16 protein-coding genes and 2 tRNA genes are annotated in these 17,521 nt (G+C 71.7%); 12 read left to right on the top strand and 6 right to left on the bottom strand.

What is annotated here, in order from left to right; genetic code table 11:
* Positions 1-18: 18 nt before the first annotated feature.
* From ACFYL6_RS32375 to ACFYL6_RS32390, 4 genes are all read left to right on the top strand, one after another.
* Entirely contained in the window at positions 19-645 is a 627-nt protein-coding gene (locus ACFYL6_RS32375; RefSeq protein ID WP_387177017.1) for a DsbA family protein, read from the top strand.
* A gap of 181 nt (positions 646-826) precedes the next feature.
* Positions 827-1,342 (top strand): hypothetical protein, encoded by a 516-nt coding sequence (locus ACFYL6_RS32380; protein ID WP_387177018.1) that lies wholly within the window; start codon positions 827-829, stop codon positions 1,340-1,342.
* A gap of 89 nt (positions 1,343-1,431) precedes the next feature.
* Positions 1,432-2,631, top strand: a complete 1,200-nt coding sequence (locus tag ACFYL6_RS32385) for a DUF1015 family protein (RefSeq protein WP_387177019.1) — start codon at positions 1,432-1,434, stop codon at positions 2,629-2,631.
* An 87-nt stretch (positions 2,632-2,718) separates the two neighbouring features.
* The gene (locus ACFYL6_RS32390; RefSeq protein ID WP_238658372.1) at positions 2,719-3,186 is read left to right on the top strand and encodes a ribose-5-phosphate isomerase; all 468 of its coding nucleotides are present in this window, start codon (positions 2,719-2,721) and stop codon (positions 3,184-3,186) included.
* 11 nt (positions 3,187-3,197) lie between these two features.
* Here ACFYL6_RS32390 and ACFYL6_RS32395 read toward each other — a convergent pair whose 3' ends face one another.
* Positions 3,198-3,539, bottom strand: coding sequence for a hypothetical protein (locus ACFYL6_RS32395; RefSeq protein WP_387177020.1), 342 nt, complete (start codon positions 3,537-3,539; stop codon positions 3,198-3,200).
* Between the two features lie 138 nt (positions 3,540-3,677).
* Here ACFYL6_RS32395 and ACFYL6_RS32400 point away from each other — a divergent pair, with 138 nt between their 5' ends.
* Positions 3,678-4,223: a hypothetical protein gene (locus ACFYL6_RS32400; RefSeq protein ID WP_387177021.1), complete on the top strand. Its 546-nt coding sequence runs from the start codon at positions 3,678-3,680 to the stop codon at positions 4,221-4,223.
* Positions 4,224-4,416: 193 nt separating this feature from the next.
* Here the strand turns inward: ACFYL6_RS32400 and ACFYL6_RS32405 are convergent, their stop codons facing one another.
* Positions 4,417-5,181, bottom strand: coding sequence for a class I SAM-dependent methyltransferase (locus ACFYL6_RS32405; RefSeq protein ID WP_387177022.1), 765 nt, complete (start codon positions 5,179-5,181; stop codon positions 4,417-4,419).
* Between the two features lie 130 nt (positions 5,182-5,311).
* Between ACFYL6_RS32405 and ACFYL6_RS32410 the strand changes: the two genes are divergently transcribed.
* The 3 genes from ACFYL6_RS32410 to fxsT all read left to right on the top strand — a co-directional run bounded on the left by ACFYL6_RS32410 (position 5,312) and on the right by fxsT (position 9,883).
* Positions 5,312-5,680: a CU044_2847 family protein gene (locus ACFYL6_RS32410; protein WP_387177023.1), complete on the top strand. Its 369-nt coding sequence runs from the start codon at positions 5,312-5,314 to the stop codon at positions 5,678-5,680.
* Positions 5,681-5,741: 61 nt separating this feature from the next.
* Positions 5,742-6,686, top strand: coding sequence for a trypsin-like peptidase domain-containing protein (locus ACFYL6_RS32415; protein WP_387177024.1), 945 nt, complete (start codon positions 5,742-5,744; stop codon positions 6,684-6,686).
* A complete protein-coding gene (gene fxsT / locus ACFYL6_RS32420; RefSeq protein ID WP_387177025.1) occupies positions 6,683-9,883 on the top strand; it encodes an FxSxx-COOH system tetratricopeptide repeat protein in 3,201 nt (1,066 codons plus the stop codon). The genes ACFYL6_RS32415 and fxsT overlap by 4 nt, the downstream gene beginning before the upstream one ends.
* A gap of 42 nt (positions 9,884-9,925) precedes the next feature.
* Here fxsT and ACFYL6_RS32425 read toward each other — a convergent pair whose 3' ends face one another.
* From ACFYL6_RS32425 to ACFYL6_RS32435, 3 genes are all read right to left on the bottom strand, one after another.
* Positions 9,926-11,026, bottom strand: coding sequence for an aKG-HExxH-type peptide beta-hydroxylase (locus ACFYL6_RS32425; RefSeq protein WP_387177026.1), 1,101 nt, complete (start codon positions 11,024-11,026; stop codon positions 9,926-9,928).
* Positions 11,027-11,112: 86 nt separating this feature from the next.
* Positions 11,113-11,307: a hypothetical protein gene (locus ACFYL6_RS32430; protein WP_387177027.1), complete on the bottom strand. Its 195-nt coding sequence runs from the start codon at positions 11,305-11,307 to the stop codon at positions 11,113-11,115.
* Between the two features lie 146 nt (positions 11,308-11,453).
* Complete coding sequence (locus ACFYL6_RS32435; RefSeq protein WP_387177028.1) at positions 11,454-13,601, bottom strand: M14 family zinc carboxypeptidase; 2,148 nt, start codon at positions 13,599-13,601, stop codon at positions 11,454-11,456.
* 167 nt (positions 13,602-13,768) lie between these two features.
* Here ACFYL6_RS32435 and ACFYL6_RS32440 point away from each other — a divergent pair, with 167 nt between their 5' ends.
* Together ACFYL6_RS32440 and ACFYL6_RS32445 are read left to right on the top strand one after the other, a co-directional pair.
* Entirely contained in the window at positions 13,769-14,278 is a 510-nt protein-coding gene (locus ACFYL6_RS32440; RefSeq protein WP_387177029.1) for a SigE family RNA polymerase sigma factor, read from the top strand.
* Positions 14,275-15,114, top strand: coding sequence for a hypothetical protein (locus ACFYL6_RS32445; protein ID WP_387177030.1), 840 nt, complete (start codon positions 14,275-14,277; stop codon positions 15,112-15,114). Before ACFYL6_RS32440 ends, ACFYL6_RS32445 begins: the two co-directional genes overlap by 4 nt.
* A gap of 332 nt (positions 15,115-15,446) precedes the next feature.
* On the opposite strand, the gene ACFYL6_RS32450 is transcribed toward ACFYL6_RS32445, so the two are convergent.
* Positions 15,447-15,520, bottom strand: a tRNA-Gly gene (locus ACFYL6_RS32450).
* Between the two features lie 325 nt (positions 15,521-15,845).
* Between ACFYL6_RS32450 and ACFYL6_RS32455 the strand changes: the two genes are divergently transcribed.
* Together ACFYL6_RS32455 and tig are read left to right on the top strand one after the other, a co-directional pair.
* Positions 15,846-15,919: transfer RNA gene (locus ACFYL6_RS32455), tRNA-Pro, on the top strand.
* A gap of 138 nt (positions 15,920-16,057) precedes the next feature.
* On the top strand, positions 16,058-17,398 hold the full coding sequence (tig, locus tag ACFYL6_RS32460; protein ID WP_387177031.1) for a trigger factor: 1,341 nt from the start codon (positions 16,058-16,060) through the stop codon (positions 17,396-17,398).
* Positions 17,399-17,521: the final 123 nt, after the last annotated feature.

Raw genomic sequence — 17,521 nt, forward strand, 5'->3', positions numbered from 1 at the left:
TCGCGAAGGGATCTCACCGTGACCGACCGTGTCACCGCCGACATGTGGTTCGACCCGGCCTGCCCGTGGGCCTGGATCACCTCCCGCTGGCTGCTCGAGGTCGAGCAGGTCCGGGACGTCGACATCCGCTTCCACGTGATGAGCCTGGCCGTGCTCAACGACGGCCGGGACGAGCTGCCCGAGGAGTACAAGGAGTTCCTGAAGACCGCCTGGGGCCCGGTGCGGGTCTGCATCGCCGCCGAGCAACTGCACGGCAACGACGTGCTGCGCCCGCTCTACACCGCGCTCGGCACCCGGATCCACCTGCAGAAGCAGGAGCGGGGTCCGGAGCTGTACGTCGCCGCGCTCACCGAGGCCGGCCTCGACCCGGCGCTCGCCGCGGCCGCCGACAGCACCGACTACGACGAGGCGCTGCGGGCCAGCCACGAGGCGGGCATGCGCCCGGTCGGGCAGGACGTGGGCACTCCGGTCGTGCACGCGCCCGGCCCGGACGGCGCCCCGGTCGCGTTCTTCGGCCCGGTGATCACTCCGGCTCCGAAGGGGGAGGCCGCCGGTCGACTCTGGGACGGCGTGCTGCTGGTCGCCGGCACCCCGGGGTTCTACGAGCTCAAGCGCACCCGCGAGCAGGGCCCGATCTTCGACTGAGCGACGACCACCACGCCCCCGTCCGTGCGTCGTCAGCTGCGCGGACGGGGGCGTTTCGGGTCGGGTGTCGAGGTCGGCGCACGGGTGTGGCGTCACCGGGAGGCGGGGGGCGTCGTTTCCCTCGGTGTCCGCCGCAGCGACCCGCAGGGCCGCACGCCGCAGTTCGTGGAGGCAAATCCCGATGGCCAAGCACCGTGCGTCCGGTGACGATCAGTTGACCCGGCAGGGGGTGATCGAGACTCCCGGTGCGGACTACTGGTCCGTCGACGACTCCCGCTGGCCGACGGTCCGCCCGGACCTACCCGCCCACCTGGTGGATCTGCTCGCGCCGCCCATCGTGGTGGGCGTGGCGCGGGTCCCGGTGACCTCCCGGCTCACCCCGCCCGCGTCGGTCGACCCGCTGCCGTCGCCCGTCGACGCCGTGCCGACCGAAGCGCCGGCCCTGGTGCCGGCGGGGGCGGCACCGGCCGAACCGGCACCCCCGCCGCCGGCGCCGGCTCCTCCGCGCCCGGTACCGACGCCGCCGCTGAGCCCGCGGCCCGTGCCGACGCCGCCCCCGGACCGTCCCGTGCCGGGGCCACCCGCGTCGCCCCGCCGTGCCGTGAACACCGGGCCGATCGGGAGCGGTCGACGCGGCAACGGTGGGCCGGCGAGCGCGGGTCGGCACCGCCGGGGCACCTCCGACCGCGCCGGCTGACCAGCCGGGCCCGACCCGGCGCTTTCATCTGGTGGACGCCCCGCGGGTCCCCGCCGGCGGCGACACCGTCGCCGGTAGCGTCAGTGGGCATGACGGTCGTGCATCCGATCACCCGGGCCTGGGTCACCACTGGCGGCACCGGTGCGCAAAACTACGACGAGTTCGCCGACGACGCGGAGATCACCGCGATCATCGAGTCGAACCCGCACAGTGCTCTCGGCATCGAGATGCCGCACCGCGCCCCGCAGAGCCTGGGCAAGTCCTTCCTCGACGCGCTGCCGGACGCGGTGGCCCGCCTCGCCGAGGCCAAGGCCGACGGCAGTTACACCCCCGCCGAGCAGGTGGTGGTGCTCTACCGGATCAGCGCGCCCGGCGAGGAGCCGGCGTACGGGCTGTTCGCGATGGTGGACACCGACCAGATCTCCACCCGGGCGGACGAGCCGGGCCTGGTCATCCGCAACGAGGACGTCTTCATCGCCAAGGTGCGCGAGCGGGTGGCGCTGGCCGACGCGCTGGGCCACCTGCTCTCACCCGTACTTCTGCTCCAGACCGGGCGTGGCGACGAGCTGCACGCCGCGCTCGCGGCGGCGACCGACACGGCCGGCGCGCCCGCCGCGACGGACACCGACCAGGCGGGGCGCACGCACGCCATCTGGCTGCTCGGCCCCGGCCCGGAGCAGGCCACGCTGACCGCGCTCGCCGGTGGCGGGGACCTGGTCGTCGCGGACGGCAACCACCGCAGCCTGGCCGCCCAGACCGGGGGGCTGTCGCGCTTCCTGGCCGTGGTCACCACCCCCGCGTCGGTGGCCATCCAGCCGTACAACAGGCTGGTCAGCGAGCTGACCACCACACCGACCGAGCTGCTCGACCGGCTGCGGGCCGCGGGCGCCGAGGTCGCGCCGATCGACGGCCCGGTCGAGGTCCCGGGGGCCGGCGGCACCGTGCACCTCCGCCTCGACGGCCAGGGGTACGCGGTGCGCCTGCCCGCCACCGCCTCCGCCCGCCTGGAAAACCTGGACCACGCCCTGGTCGAGCGGCTGGTGCTGCGCGACGCTCTCGGTCTGGACCCGGGCGACAAGCGGATCACCTACGTCGGCGGTGACTACCCGGCGAGCTGGCTCACCGGTGAGGTCGACGCCGGGCGGGCCGAGCTGGCCATCCTGATCGCGCCGGTGACCGTGGCGGATTTCGTCGCGGTCAACCTGGCCAGGGAGAAGATGCCCCGCAAGAGCACCTGGTTCACCCCGAAGGCGCGCGGCGGTCTGGTCGTCGCCGAGCTGCCCCGCTGAGCGCCACCCCCACGACCGTGTGACGAACCCGGCTCGGGGACGCCGCCCCTGTGACGTCCCCGAGCGCGGCCTGACAGACTGCCCGGTATGCGCGTCTATCTGGGATCCGATCACGCCGGTTTCGAGTTGAAGGTGCACCTGGCCAACCATCTGGCCATGCAGGGGTACGAGGTGGTCGACGTGGGCCCGCACGGCTACGACCCGGACGACGACTACCCCACGTTCTGCCTGCACACCGGCGATCAGGTGGTGGCCGACGAGACGGGTCTGGGCGTGGTCATCGGTGGCTCCGGCAACGGTGAGCAGATCGCCGCGAACAAGGTCGCTGGCGTCCGCGCCGCGCTGGCCTGGAGCGTCGAGACCGCTCAGTTGGCCCGTCAGCACAACGACGCGAACGTGGTTGCCATCGGTGCCCGCCAACACACGTTGGACGAGGCGACCGGCATCGTCGAGGCGTTCCTGAACACGCCGTTCTCCGGCAACGAGCGGCACGCCCGGCGGATCGCCCAGGTTGCCGAGTACGAGCGGACCCGGAAGCTGCCCGACCTGCCCTGACCGTGCGGCGCCTAGCGCGGCGAGCGGGGCAACTCCTCGCGGGGCACCCAGTTCCGCCGGACGACCACCACCCGGGCCTCCGCCTCGGCCAGGTCGTCGTCGGTGGGGCGGGCGGCGTCCCGGGCCCGTAGCGCGGCGCTCAGCCCCACCTGGGACGAGCCGGAACCGACCAACCCGCGCAGCCCTCGCTCGCCGTCGCGCTCGTCGCCGCCCGTGCTCCTGCGTCGCGGCGGCGGGTCGCCGCCGTCATGCACGCCCGGGGTGCTGACCGTCGGAGCGTCGGCACCCGGTCTGGCCGTCTCGGTGTCGCCCTGGTGGCGTAGCCGTCGCCGTCGTCGGTCGGGGTCACCCATCAGCCGACCGTACCCTGCGGGGGTTTGATCCGGCACGGTCGCGGGGCCTCGCGTCCCGGCCGGGGTCGGCGACCGATTTGCCGGCTGGCTACCCTCGAATCCAGGCGGTGCTGTGCCGTCGGTCAGGGGGAGGACGAGATGGCAGACCAGACGCAGCCGTGGGCGGAGCGGACCGTGGAGGTGCCACCGCAGGCCGGCGTCGGGGTGCCGCCGCAGCGTGACGGGTTCCGCCGGGGCGTCGCTCCGGTGGGAGAGCCGCGCACCCCGCGGACGGAGCCGTTCCCGGTGGTCGAGCAGGAGCCGACCGGCACCGGTTGGCCCGGTGAACCGGTGCCCCGCCGCTCGCTGAGCTCGCGGATGGCGCAACTGCGTCGCGGCGGTGAGTGGAGTGCGGCGGCCGGCCTCTTCGCGTTCGTGTGCTGGGGGATCTGGGCGCTGTCCGGCCAGGGTGACCTGAGCGGGCCGCTGCTGGTGCTGGTGCTCAGCCTGCTGGTGGCGGTCGGCCTGTTCGCCCTGTTCCGGCTGGTTGGCCGGGTGGTGCTGGAGCGGCAACTGGGTCGGGTCCGGCGCACCGCCCGAGGTGCCCACCTGGCGACGGCGGTGTTCCTCGCCGGCCTCGGGGTGGCGTGGCTCCAGCAGACCGAGTGGGTCGTCTCGGCCTGGAACTGGATCTCCTCGAACTGATCCCGGGAACGCCGGGCGGGCCGGCCTTCGCCGCCCGCCCGGGCGCCCGGTCGCGGCGCACCGCGACACCGGTCGTCTCCCCACCAGGCAAGGTTGCCGCTTACCCGGCCGGCCGCGGTTCATCCGTTGCCGGCCGGTCCGGCTGGTACCCGTTCGGGGGGTCTGCTCCGCCCAGCGGCGTCAGCGGGCCGCGTCAGTGCGCGGGTTTGTGCGCCCGGACCAGGATGCGCTGGGCGTGGGCCACGAACGGACCGTGGCGACGGATGTGGTCGTGCAGGTCGGCGAGGCGGGCCCGGTAGCGGTCCACGGTGAAGTCCGGCACCGTCCAGATGACCTTGCGGAGGAAGTGCACCACCGCTGCGACGTCGTTGAAGGTGGTCGGCAGCGCTTCGTGCCGCAGCTCGTCGATGATCAGGCCGGCGGCCCGCGCGTCGGCGGCGGCGCGGGCCGGGCTGCGTTCGTCGCCGATCTCGCGGGGGCCGGTGAGGAACTGGGCCAACTCCCGGTTCGAGCCGGGGCCGATCTGCTGGGCCAGGTACCGCCCGCCGGGGGTGAGCACCCGCGCGATCTCGTCCCAGAGCACGACGTTGGGATGTCGGCTCACCACCAGATCGAACGTCTCGTCGGGAAACGGGAACGGAGCGTCCTCGGCGACGTCGACCACCCACACGCCGCGCGGTTCGAGCGCGCGCCGGGCCAGTTGGAGGTTGGGCGGCCAGTGTTCGGTGGCCACCGTCACCGGTGGAAACGCGGGCACCTCGGAGAGCACCTCGCCGCCGCCGGTCTGGATGTCCAGTGCGGCGCGGGCCACCCTCATCTGGGCTGCCATGAGTTTCAGATATCCCCAGGACGGCCGCTGTTCTGTCGCGCGGCCGTGGAACCAGGAAAAGTCCCAACCGTCCACGGATGCGTCAACGCCTTCGCGGAGTAGATCCTCGAAGGTTGCCGTGTCCTGCATTCCGCCAGGCTGACAGGCCCCGGTGGTGATGGCAAGCAGAAGTGTTCCGTGTCGGCGCAGGGTGCATGCAATGACTCCTGTCAGTGATCTGACACCGATTCCGAACGATCTTTCGGCGAGAATTCGTCACGTGGCGGATCTCCTTCGTTTCGAGACGGATCATGGTGTTCTCCTCGTCGAGGAACACACCGGCACCGATCTGGAACGTGTCGGTCTGCTCGACCGGATCCGCCCCGCCCGGCAGACGTTGGAAACGGCACTGGCCCACATCAAGCCCGCGCTCGACGCGGCGCTGGGCTTGGTCCGGGGGGTGGCGGTGCGCCCCGACCAGGTCGAGGTCGAGATCGGTGTCACCCTCACCGCGGAGGCCGGCGCCGTGGTCGCCCGCACCAGCGCGCAGGGCCACCTCAAGGTCAAGTTGATCTGGACCTCGCCCGTTCCCGTCCTACCGGCGCAGGCTGAGGACGGGACCGGCGCGCAGGAGAACGTCGCGCAATGACTGACCGCGGTGCCGGCCGCCGGCAGCCGACCATCCGGGTCGAGTGGTCGGCGGAGCACGCATGACCGGCATCCGGTCGCTCGCCGGCCGGGTACGGATCCTCGACGGCCGCTCCTCGTTGGTCGTCGGCGCGGGCATCCAACTGACCACCGACCTGGTGCTGACCTGCTGGCACGTCGTCGACGACGGCTCCGGGGCGGACCAGCCCGGGTTGCTCGTCGACACGCCGAGCCACCCCGACACCCGGGTCGCCGCCGAGGTGACCTGGTCCAAGGGTGTCGGCCCGACGGGCGACGGCGACCTGGCGGTCCTGCGCTGCGCCACACCGCTACCGTCGGCACCCGCGACCCTGGCCGATCGCGGCGACGACGAGTTCGACGTGCGGATCGTGGGTTTCTCCGCCATCACCCCGGCGTCCGTCACGGTGATGGCGCGGGCCGTCGGTCCGGTCGATGCGAGCACCGGGTGGCGCCAGCTCGACCGCATCTCCTCCGCCACGCCGGCGATCGACCGGGGGTTCAGTGGGTCCGGGGTGTACGACTCGGCTGGTGCCGTGGTGGGCATGGTGCTGGCCCGCATCAGCGTCGGCCAGCAGGTGGTCGGCTGGATGCTGCCGGTCGGGCAGTGGTCTGCCCTGCTGCCGCCCGGCCTGCGGCCAGCCGTTGCCCGGGCGACGCCCCGGCCGGCACCCGCACCGCCCACATTCGCGCAAAAGACGGCGCTGGCCCGTCTGCTGGAGGAAATCCCCGTACTCCGGCACCCCGACAGCCGTCAATTGGTCATTCAGTCGTTGCCATCGCACATCAGTCGCATGGTGAACCCATTCGGACCATTGGGTCTCGACATGTTCGGCCTGATTCGGACGAGCTTAGAATACGAGGATGGGATCGCGGCTCTCTATCGCGTCCTGCTGTTGACGGAAGGGTCGGCGAGCAAACCACTGCGGGCCTTTCGTGACCTTGCCGAGAGCCTCGGTCTGCTGACGGGTACGGAGGACAATCGGTGACGACGCCCCGGATGCCGAACGCCCAGGTGCAAGCCATCTGCGACGCACTGCTGTCGATGAGTTCGATCAACGACGGAAAAACCCGTGCGCTCTACCTCGACGAGGTCGAGGGGGAGCTGCGTAAGCCACTGTCGGTGCCCCGGCACCCAGAGGTTCGCTACGACGTCTACCTCATCGTGCGCGCCTGCGCGCAGGAGCCGCGGGGCCTGTCCACGCTGTTGCAGGTCATCGCCAACTTCCACCCGGGTGCCGCCGCGGTCGCCTCCGCCCAGCAGATCTACCTCTCCTGGCTCCTCGCGCAGTTGCTCACGGACGTCCCGACCGAGGTGTTGACCGCGGCCGTCACGGCCGTCGCGGACCGTCCGTTGTCACCAGAGGATCTGCCCGGCCTGGTGAGCGCCGTCGGCTGGCAACCGGTGGGCGACTGGCGGGTTCCGGCCGCCGTGGCGCTGGCGGGCCTGGTCCTCGCCGGTCTCGAGTCGGACGCGAAGCCGTTGGAGCAGTGGTTGCGGGACGCGGCGGCGGCCCTGCGGCTCACCACCACCGACCTCGACGATCTGCGCGTGGCTGCGAAGGCGCACTGGACGTCGCTACGATCCCCGCACCAGGCGGCACCGGCCGAGGCCGGTGGAGAGGAACCTGAATCCGACATGCGCAGGACGATCATCATCGAGGAGACGACGCCCCAACGATCCCGAACTCTCATCCGGGGCGGCGTCCCACCGCGCAACCTGTACTTCACCGGCCGGGAGAAGCAGCTCGTCGAGCTCGACGAGCTGCTCTCGTCGCAGCACCGGGCTTCGGTGCTGCCGGAAGCGGCGTTGCGCGGTGTCGGTGGGGTCGGTAAGACCCAGCTCGCGGTCGAGTTCGCCTACCGGTACGCGGACCGCTACCAGCTGATCTGGTGGATGGCCGCCGAGGATCTCAGCGCGCTGCGTACCTCGATCGCGGCCCTCGGTGAGCGGCTCGGCCTGGCGGCGAGCGCCAGCCTGGAGCAGACCGTACGGACGGTGCTCGACTCCCTGTCGACGAGTTCGCTCAGCTGGCTGCTGGTCTACGACAACGCCGACGACCCGCACGAGCTGGCTCCGCTCATGCCCTCCTCGAACCTCGTCGGCGAACGCGGCCACGTCCTCGTCACGTCGCGGAACATGGCCTGGTCGGCGAGCGCCCTGACCCTGGACGTCGACGTGTTCACCCGGGCCGAGAGCGTGGAACTGCTGCTCAAACGGCGTCCCGCGACCACCCCTGACGACGCCCGCCGGCTCGCCGCCGAGCTTGGCGACCTGCCACTCGCCCTGGAACAGGCCGCCAGTTGGCTGCTCACCATGCTGTCGTCGGTCGACGAGTACCTCGTCGACCTCAAGGAACACGCCCGGGAGCTGCTGGGTGAGGGGCAGCCCCGGCAGTACCGGGGCACCGTGTTGACTGTGGTGTCGATGGCGCTCGCAGCGGTGCGCGAGCAGAATCTCGCCGCCGCGCAGCTGATCCAGCTGCTCGCCTTCCTCAGCCCCGACCCGATCCCGATGCGCCTGCTCTGGGAGGGCCGGCGCGCCGAGTTGGACGAACCGCTCCGCACCAGCCTGCAGGAGCGCAACGACATAGCCCGGGCCATCCGGCAACTGGCGTCCCTCGGGCTCGCGAAGGCGGACAACGCGGGCCGACACGTACAGGTGCACCGGTTGGTGCAGGCGGTCCTCCGGGAGGGGCTCGCCGAGCAGGGCGACGACAGCGCGCTGACGAACGCCCGCCGGCTGCTGGCCGCCGCCAACCCCGGCTTCCCCGACGACCGGAGCACCTGGCCACGCCATGCCGACATCGCGCCGCACGTCCGCGTCGCAGGCCTGATCCAGGGTGACCTGGAGGCCCGCCGGACGGCGATGGACCAGCTGCGCTACATCTACAACCTGGGCGACTTCGAAGGCTGTCGGGACTTCGCGGAGGAGATCCTGGCGGCCTGGGACCAGCCCGGCCCCGACGGCGAGCGCAGCGGCGATCCGCTGACCCTGCTGGCCATGCGACGGTACGCGGACGCCCTGCGGCTGCTCGCCGACCCGCGGGCGGCCGAGTTCGGCCTTGAGGCGCTGGAGCGGATGCGGACGAGCCTCGGTGAGGAGCACGAGTACACCCTGGGCGCGGCGAACAGCGTCGGCGCGGACCTGCGGCGGATCGGCGACTTCGCGGCCGCTGCCGACCTGGACCGGCGCAACCTCGACGTGCACCGCCGGGTGCTCGGCGACGGACATCCGAGCACGCTGCGGGTGATGAACTCGATGGCGATCAACCTTCGCCTGATCGGCGACTTCGAGGGGGCGTACGAGCTCAACCTCGAAGTGGCACGGCACGCCGGTGCGGCAGCCGAGGACGGCACCTACGCGTTGGTGCTGGCCCAGGAGGCCCAGGCACGCGACCTCTACCTCCTGGGCCGGTACGCCGACGCGCTGGAACTGCTGGACAGCTCCCTGCCGGTGCAGCGTTCGTTGCTGGGCGCCGAGCACCTCACCGTGCTGCGTGCCACCTGCATCCACATCGCCTGCCTGCGCAAGACCGGGCGGCTCGACGCCGCCGTGAGCGAGGGCGCGGCCAACTACCGGCTGGTGACGCGCCGTTTCGGGACCGACCATGTGCTGGCCGCGGAGGCGGGCATGACCTGCGCCAACGCCATGCGCGCGGCGGGCGACGCCACCCAGGCGTACGCCCTGGCCGCCCAGGGGCACGCCACCTTCCGCGCCGTCTTCGGGGAGCGGCATCCGGTCACGCTCTGCGCCGCGGTCAACCTCGGGGTGATCCTGCGGGCTCGCAACTTCGACCGTGAGGCCCGGGAGTTGGGTGCGGCCACCCTGCAGGCGATGGGCGAGGCGCTGCCGCCCACCCACCCCTACCTGCTGAGCGCGCGTTCCGCGCAGGCGATCAACCTGGTCCGGTCGCACCGGCTGGAGCAGGCGCAGGTCCTCTCCGAGGCGATCCTCGAGGACTCGCGTCGTCTCCGGGGGCCGGGGCACCCGTACACGCTTTACTGTGCGGTCAACGCGTCGGTCGACCTGATCGAGGTGGGCGAGGAGGCTCGTGGCCGCGCGCTGCTCGACGAGGCCGCCGCGGCGCTGGAGGCGATGTTCGGGCCGGACCACCCGGAGGTGGACGCCGCCCGGGGTCAGCGGCGCATCGAGTGCGACATCGAGACCGTCGGGTTGACCTGACGCCTGGCCGCCGGAGGCGAAGGCGCTGCGCGAGCCGTGGGTTCAGCCGGTGGTGATCGTCGGCCGACGTGTCCGCTCGGCCTCCGCCACCTCCCGCCGCCCGGCGGCGTCGGCGGACGCCGGGACCGGCACGGCGGCCAGTTGACCGATCCGGTCGGCCAGGCGATCTGTCCAGAGCCGCCCGGCCGAGGTGAGACTTCCGGCGTGGGCGAGTTCGACCAGGGCCCGCTCCAGTTGCGCCCGCACCACAGCGAACCGCGCGGTGGCCTGCGCCGCCAGTTCCGGGTGGTCGCGCAGCGCGGCCCACACCTCGGCGACGGCCGTGAACGCGTACGTGCCGTGCAGCAGCCCGCCGATCGGGCGCGGGTCGGGACGCCAGGGCGCGAAGTATCGCACCGGGTCGGCCGGTTCGTGGAGCTGGACCAGGCCGAGGACGGCGTTGAGTTTGCTGTGTTGCAGCTCGTGCACCATCGTCACGGCCAGGTCCACCGGGTCGAGGTCGGCGTCGGCGGCGAACGCCCCGAAGGCGTCGGCGTGCGTGACGCTGTGCCCGCGCTCGGTGCCGCCGGCCAGCGGCACGAACGTGCTGATCCCGGCGGCCACCTCGGCGGCGTGCGTCGGGGCGTACGCGACGAGCAGGTGCCAGGCGTGCCCGACGGACCGTTCCAGCTCGGCGGCGCGTGGTGGGGAGAGCCGGGCGGCGACCGGTAGCCCGAAGCAGTCACGGTAGGGGTCCAGGTCGTCGACGCGGAGGTCGAGGGTGACCGACTGGTCGGTGAAGCGCCACCAGCGGGTGGGCCTCCACTGTCGCCCGCTCAGGTCGGCCGGCGTCAACGTCGTGCTGCCGCCGCGTCGGCGCAGCACCCCGAGGCCCGGCACGGGCACCAGCCCGGCACATGGCGTGACCGGCACCGCCGCGTCCGACCATCCGCTCAGGGTGGCCGCCGCGAGCGCCGCGAACGGGAGGTAGTCCGGTCGGCCGGTGCTGCCGTGCCGGACCCGATCGATGGCCCAGACGGCCAGCCACGGATGATCGAGCAGCAGGTCCGCGGCGGCGGGGTCGAGGCGGTGGGCGTGGCCGAGCAGGTGCGCCGGCGCCGCCAACGCGTCGTCGGTGTCGGCGAGGCTCTTGAGGACGAGCATCGTGCGGTTGCGTTGGGCCCGTCGCAGACCGCGGATGGAAGCCGGGCCCGCCCGCCCGTCGGCCAGGCGGGCGAACTCCGACCGGGTCAGGTGGAGTCGGCGCCGGGGTCGAGGAAGCTGTTCCAGCCGGCCAGCGTCGTCTGCCGGGGACTCTTCAGGGTCGCGACCAGTTCCTCGATCCATCGGGCCAGTTCCGGATCCTCGTCGCGTAGCAGGTGGCTCAGACCCTGCGTCAACACGTCGACCACAACGAGGTGATCAGGTGCGGGTTGCTCAGTCATCGATGTCCCGGGTTGGCGCAGGCGTGCTGACATGAAAACACGTCAACGTCTGTGATCACCATCGGCTTACCGTCCGTCACCGGGGGTCGCGCGTCATGGGCCGTACCGCCGCCGGCCGCAGCCGGCGGCGGTACGGGACCCGCGGGTCAGCCGGCGGCCGCCTCGGCGGCGGCGTAGTCGCGGGCGACCCGGACCATCTCCACCAGCCCGCCGGCGTACTCCTGGGACTCGCCGTGCGCCTCGTCGAACGGCGGCTGGAAGCCGACGCCCTCCCACTGGTTGGTCGCCGGGTTCCACCGGTCGTTGCCGACCTCGAAGTCCCAGGCGAAGATGCCCAGCTCGTAGTAGAGCTGGTCGGCCGAGTTGCCGGCGGCGGAGTAGAGCACATCGGCGACCGGACCGGTCTGCGACGGCCAGGTGACGGTGCCGCGCTCCTGGGCGATGGCGCCGACGATCCGCCGGGCGCTGTTGAGGAACAGCGTCGACTCGTCGATCGACGGTCGCGGCAGGGTGACCCTGCCGTCGGCCCGGTACGCCCCCGGCGGCCACATGAAGTACCCGCCGTAGGAGTGCACGTTCATCGCGAACTTGATGTTCGGGTGGTTTTCGGCGAGCGCGATCACGTTGCGGCTCTCCGCCTCGGACAGTTCGGCGGTGCCCGCGTAGGTACCGGACAGGCAGTTGGCGCTGGCGCCCACGTACCCGTCGAAGAACGACCCGACGGTGTAGTTACGGTTGATGTCGACGCCCCACGAGGTGCGGTTCTTCGGGTCGCGGGCCGCCCCGGTGCAGTGGTTGACGAGGTTCTTGCGCTGCATGTTGAAGTCGTTGAACGAGTAGTTCGCACCGTCCGGGTTGACCATCGGGATGACGAAGATGTCGACCTGCTCCAGCAGCTCACGGGTGGCCGGGTCGGTCCGGGCGTTGGCCAGCATCCGCTCGGCGAACTCCAGCGTCACCAGTGGGGTGGCCCACTCCCGGGCGTGTTCCTGGGAGTACGCGAGCACCCCCACCCGGGAGCCGTCCCGGTGTACGCCGAGGCGCAGCGCCTGCACCGTCCACGGCCGCGCCGGCACCTCGGTCCCCTGGAGGCCGTCGTCGAGTCGGGTGGGGCCGGCGACGGGCATGGGCAGCCCGGCCGAGCCGTCCTCGACGGTGGCCCGGAACCGGTCCGGTTGACGGGCGTTGATCGCCGCCGCGACCTCGTCGGTGGTGCTCACCGTCTTTCCCGCGGTGTCGGTGGCCAGTGACACGGTGAGGACGCGGTCGCGGTAGCCGACGGTCAGTGGCCGGTTCGCCCGGCCCGGGTCGACCGTCCGTACCTGTACGCCGTTCATGTTCTGGTCGCCGAAGCGGACCGACTCGACCACCAGGGCGGCCACCGCCGGGTCACCGAGGTAGCCGGTGGCGTTGCGCCGGTAGCCCTGGGTCTTGTTCGGCAGGTCGATCACGTCCACCAGGTCCCGGTACTGGCGGGCCAGCCGCTTGATCCGCGCCTGGATGTCCACCGGCGTGAGGTACGCGTCGATGAAGTCCTTCTGGTAGCCGGCGGGCAGCGGCGGCGGTGAGGCGTTCGGCCAGAGCGTCGGCGTGACCGCCCGGCTGACCCCGCCGAGGCTGGAGGTGGCGCTCAGCTGAACCGGTCGGCTCGGCACCGGCTGAGGGAGTGCGTAGTGGTACTGGTACTCGCCGGAGTCCTCGAACCGGTACAGCGGGAACGAGCCGGTGGCGCCGTCCGCCGTCCGCCAACTGACGGTGATCTCCACGTCCGGGTCGTCGGTGGCGGTGGTGGCCACCTGGGCCTGAAGGAAGGTCTGCCCGGTGGTGGTCCACCAGTACGCCTGCTGCACCTGGAGGGTGTCCACGGCAGCGGCGGCGGTGGACCGCTGGCCAGCGGCCGGCGTACGCAGTCCGGCGGCGGTACGGGCCTGAGCCGCGCGAACGCTGTCGGCGTAGTGCCGGCTGCCGTCCCCGGCGCGCTGCACGATCTGCACGGCCGTCGCGCCCTGCGCGGTCAGTTCGGCGAGCTGCGCCCCGCTGAGCACCAGGTCGGCGAGGATCCGGCCGTCCCGTGCCCGGGGCCGGTTGGCCAGGTCCGCGCCGGTGGCGACGAGCCGGTCCAACTGGGCCTGATCGCGGAGCTGAACTCGGACCACTGCGGTTTCGGTGGCGCTCAGAGTGATCGGGGCGGCCGGGGCGGCGGGGGCCGCCGCTCCGGAACCGGGATGGGACAACACTGCGCTGAACAGGATCACTGTGGTGGCGGCAGCTGTCCACCGTCGTCGGACGATCATGTGCCCTCCTGTGACGGACGTCGATGTGCTTGGTCCTTACACCAGTGCATAGATCGACACCTGTCAAGGTGGAGGTTCGTTGATCCGGTGACACGTTCGGGAGTTCCGGAGCAACCCCCTGGGCCAGACCCCGCGTGACTAACTCGAAACGGGGATCGGAGGCCTGAATGAGCGATCGCGACGAGGCGTTCGCCGAGTACTTCGCGGCACGGTCGAGTGCCATGCGCGGCACCGCGTACCTGCTGTGCGGCGACTGGCACCGTGCCGAAGACCTGGTCCAGACCGCGTTCGTCAAGCTCTACCGGGTCTGGAACCGGATCTCGCGGCACGAGGTGCTCGACAGCTACCTGCGCCAGATCCTGATCCGGACCTTCCTCGACGAGCGCCGCCGCGGCTGGTGGCGGCGTGAACGGGTGGGTGGCGAGGATGCCGAGCAGGTGGCCCCGCCCGACTCGCCGGAGAGCCGACTGGTGCTGCTCCAGGCGCTGGCGCGGGTCGCACCGCGCCAACGGGCCGTGCTGGTTCTGCGGTACTGGGAGGACCTGTCGATCGAGGACGTCGCGGCGCTGCTGGAGTGCTCTCCAGGGACGGTGAAGAGCCAGGCGGCACGCGGGCTCGACACGCTGCGCGGCCTCCTGTCACCCACCTACAGCGGAATCGAGATGGGGAAGCGATGAACGAGGAAGAGTTGCGCGAGGGGCTGCGCAGCGAGATGGCGGGCAGAACCCCGCCACCACCATTGAGTACGACAGCCGCGCTCGGCGCGGCTCGGCGGACGCAGTTCCGCCGGCGCGCGGTGTGGGCGTCCCTCGGATCGGCGGCTGTCGTGCTGGCGGTCACCGGCTTCGCGGCCGTCACCACTCCGGACGGCCTCGTCTACGAACCGGCGGGTCAGGGGCCACTGGCTCCAAACGCGTCGGGGGACACCAAGGAGCCGTGGCCGACCGGGCCGGACGGTCAACCACAGGAGGACCGGACCGCGCGGGCCGGGTCCAAGCACGACCAGGGAGTTCACCTGCTCAGCGAGGCGGTCTCGGTCATACCTTCGGGCTACAGCGCGCCTGAGGACCCGTCGAGCCTGCCCGCCGAGGAGCGGACGCTGCGGACCCACCAGGCGCAGTTCGAGGAGAAGGTGAACGGCATCGACGTGTGGAGCTACTCGTCCTCGGTGGCCGTGGCCCAGGGCAAGGGCACCGGGCGCGTGATCGTCGAGGTGCACGAAGCCGGCAACCCGATGCCGACCGAGCCGTGCGACCTGGCCCAGAAATTCTGGGGCATGCGCGGCGAGTGCCGGGTCGAGACCGTTGGAGCCGTGCAGGTCGGCGTGGTGGTTCGACCGGGCAGTGACGATCGGCTCGACCAGTGGTCGGCGTACCGGCACCCGGACGGCGTGGTGGTCTTCGTGGCCCAGGGCGTGCGGCTGGACGAGAGCCGGCCGGCGTTGACGAAGCTGCCGTTCTCGGTGCCGCAGTTGGCGGCTCTCGCGGTCGACGAACGGTTCCACCTGAAGTGACACCGCACCTCGGCCTCGCCGAGTGGGTCCAGGTGCCGCCACCGTGCGGTCCACCTGGGCCTTGCTGTGTCAGCCCTCGCCTCGTAGCGCGCACGAGGTGCGGGGGCCTTCTCAGCGGCGCGCCGTGAGGGGCACGAGGACGAGGACGGCAACCCCGAGGGTGGTGGCGCCGACAGCCCACCACCAGAAGAATCCCGAGAAGACCGAGGCGACCAGGAGCCCCACGCCGCACCTCCGGTGCCCCGGCCGGTGGGCGGCGGGGGGTTGTACAGGACGTGCTCCGCGCACCCCGCCGCGCACAAAAGTGCCCTCCGACCTGGGCCGGAGGGCGTTGGAGCGGGCGACGAGAATCGAACTCGCGTAGTCAGTTTGGAAGACTGAAGCTCTACCATTGAGCTACGCCCGCGTGCATCCCGCCGAAACAGGACGCGCCCCTAGCGTACCCAATGCCGGTGCCCGACGCGTAACCGCGCCACCGCCCCCCGCGGTGCCGTGTCGTCTCCGGTGCCGCGGCACGGCGCCGCCATGATCCGCACAACATCCGTGATGTGGTGGCCTCGCGGCTCGTCGAGGCCACCACATCCGTGAAGTTGTGCGGATCATGGGGACCGTTGTGCGGATCTTGGCGCGGCACGTCCGGGGTGGAATGGTAATTTTCGGGGGTTCTGTCCGGGTGCCTGGTGCCCCGGCACCGACTGAGGCGTGGCGACGGCATAGACTGCACGTCGCCACGGGGTGTGGCGCAGCTTGGTAGCGCACTCGCTTTGGGAGCGAGGGGCCGTGGGTTCAAATCCCGCCACCCCGACTGTCGTCCGCGGCCGGGCCGCCCCGGGTGCCGCCCAGTGCGGCTCCCGGGCGATGCCGGAGCGTCAGGCCGGCTCGCCTACACTCGATGGGCTGAATCACGCCCAGACTCAACTGAGATCCGTCAAGGAGTACGCCTGTGAAGAGCACCGTCGAGACTCTGAGCCCGACGCGCGTGCGGCTCGCCATCGAGGTGCCGTTCGTCGAGCTCGAGCCGAGCCTCAAGAAGGCGTACCGGGAGATCGGTTCGCAGGTCCAGGTTCCGGGCTTCCGCCGGGGCAAGGTCCCGACCGCGGTGATCGACCAGCGGGTGGGCCGGGGCACCGTCCTCAACGAGGCGGTCCAGGAGGCCATCCCGGAGAACATCCTCGCCGCGGTGCGTGAGCACGACCTCAAGACGCTGGGGCGCCCGGAGGTCGAGATCACCGAGTTCAACGACGGTGACTCGCTGAACTTCACGGCCGAGGTCGACGTCCGCCCGGAGATCACCATCCCGGACGCGAGCACCATCGAGGTGACCGTCGACGAGCTGCAGATCGACGAGAGCGAGATCGACGAGCAGGTGAAGAACCTGCGGGAGCGTTTCGCGACCCTCAAGACCGTCGAGCGGGCCGCCGCCGAGGGTGACTACGTCCAGATCGACCTCAACGCCACCGTCGACGGCGAGGACGTGCCGGGCGGCCAGGCGAGCAACATCTCCCACGAGGTGGGCAGCAAGCAGCTCCTGCCGGGCCTGGACGAGGCCGTGGTCGGCCTCGCCGCCGGCGACGACACCACCTTCACCACCCAGCTGGTCGGCGGCGACTTCGCCGGTCGGGACGCCGAGGTGGCGGTGACCGTGCGCACGGTCAAGGAGAAGGAGCTGCCGGAGCTGAACGACGAGTTCGCCCAGATGGCGAGCGAGTTCGACACGATCGACGAGCTGCGCGGTGACCTGCGGGCGCGGGTCACCCAGGGCAAGCAGGTCGAGCAGATCTACGCCGCTCGGGACAAGGCCCTGGCCCAGCTCGTCGAGGCCGCCGAGATCCCGGCCCCGGAGGGTGTCGTCCGCGAGGAGGTCGAGAGCCGCAAGCAGGCGATGGTCGACCAGCTGGAGCGGATCGGCGCCTCGATGGAGGAGTACCTCGCTGCCGAGGACAAGACCGAGGAGCAGATCGACGCCGAGCTGACCGAGGCGGCGATGGAGGGCGTCAAGGTCCAGCTCCTGCTGGACACGCTCGCCGACGCCGAGGACGTCCAGGTCTCCGACGACGAGTTCGGGCACGAGATCGTGCACCGGGCGCAGCGTGCCGGGATGGCCCCGCAGCAGTACTACGACCAGCTGGTGCGCTCCGGCGCGGCCGCCGCCGTCTTCGGCGACGTGCGGCGGGGCAAGGCGCTCGCGGCCGTCATGGAGAAGATCACGATCAAGGACTCGGCCGGCAACGGGATCACCCTCGACGCCCTGCGCGCCGCCAACGAGGCGGAGCACAACCACTGATCGTCGGGTGCGGCCGCCGGGGGCCGCCGCGGGGGGGGGGGCGGCGCCATTTAGGCACCCACGACCTGGGGGTAAGCCGCGCGGCTTCGTGGTGGGTGGGTGGGGGGGGGGCCAAAACCCCCC

Origin of the sequence: Micromonospora sp. NPDC007208, from assembly GCF_042869175.1 — a bacterium.
In the GTDB taxonomy this organism is placed as follows: Bacteria; Actinomycetota; Actinomycetes; order Mycobacteriales; family Micromonosporaceae; genus Micromonospora; species Micromonospora foliorum.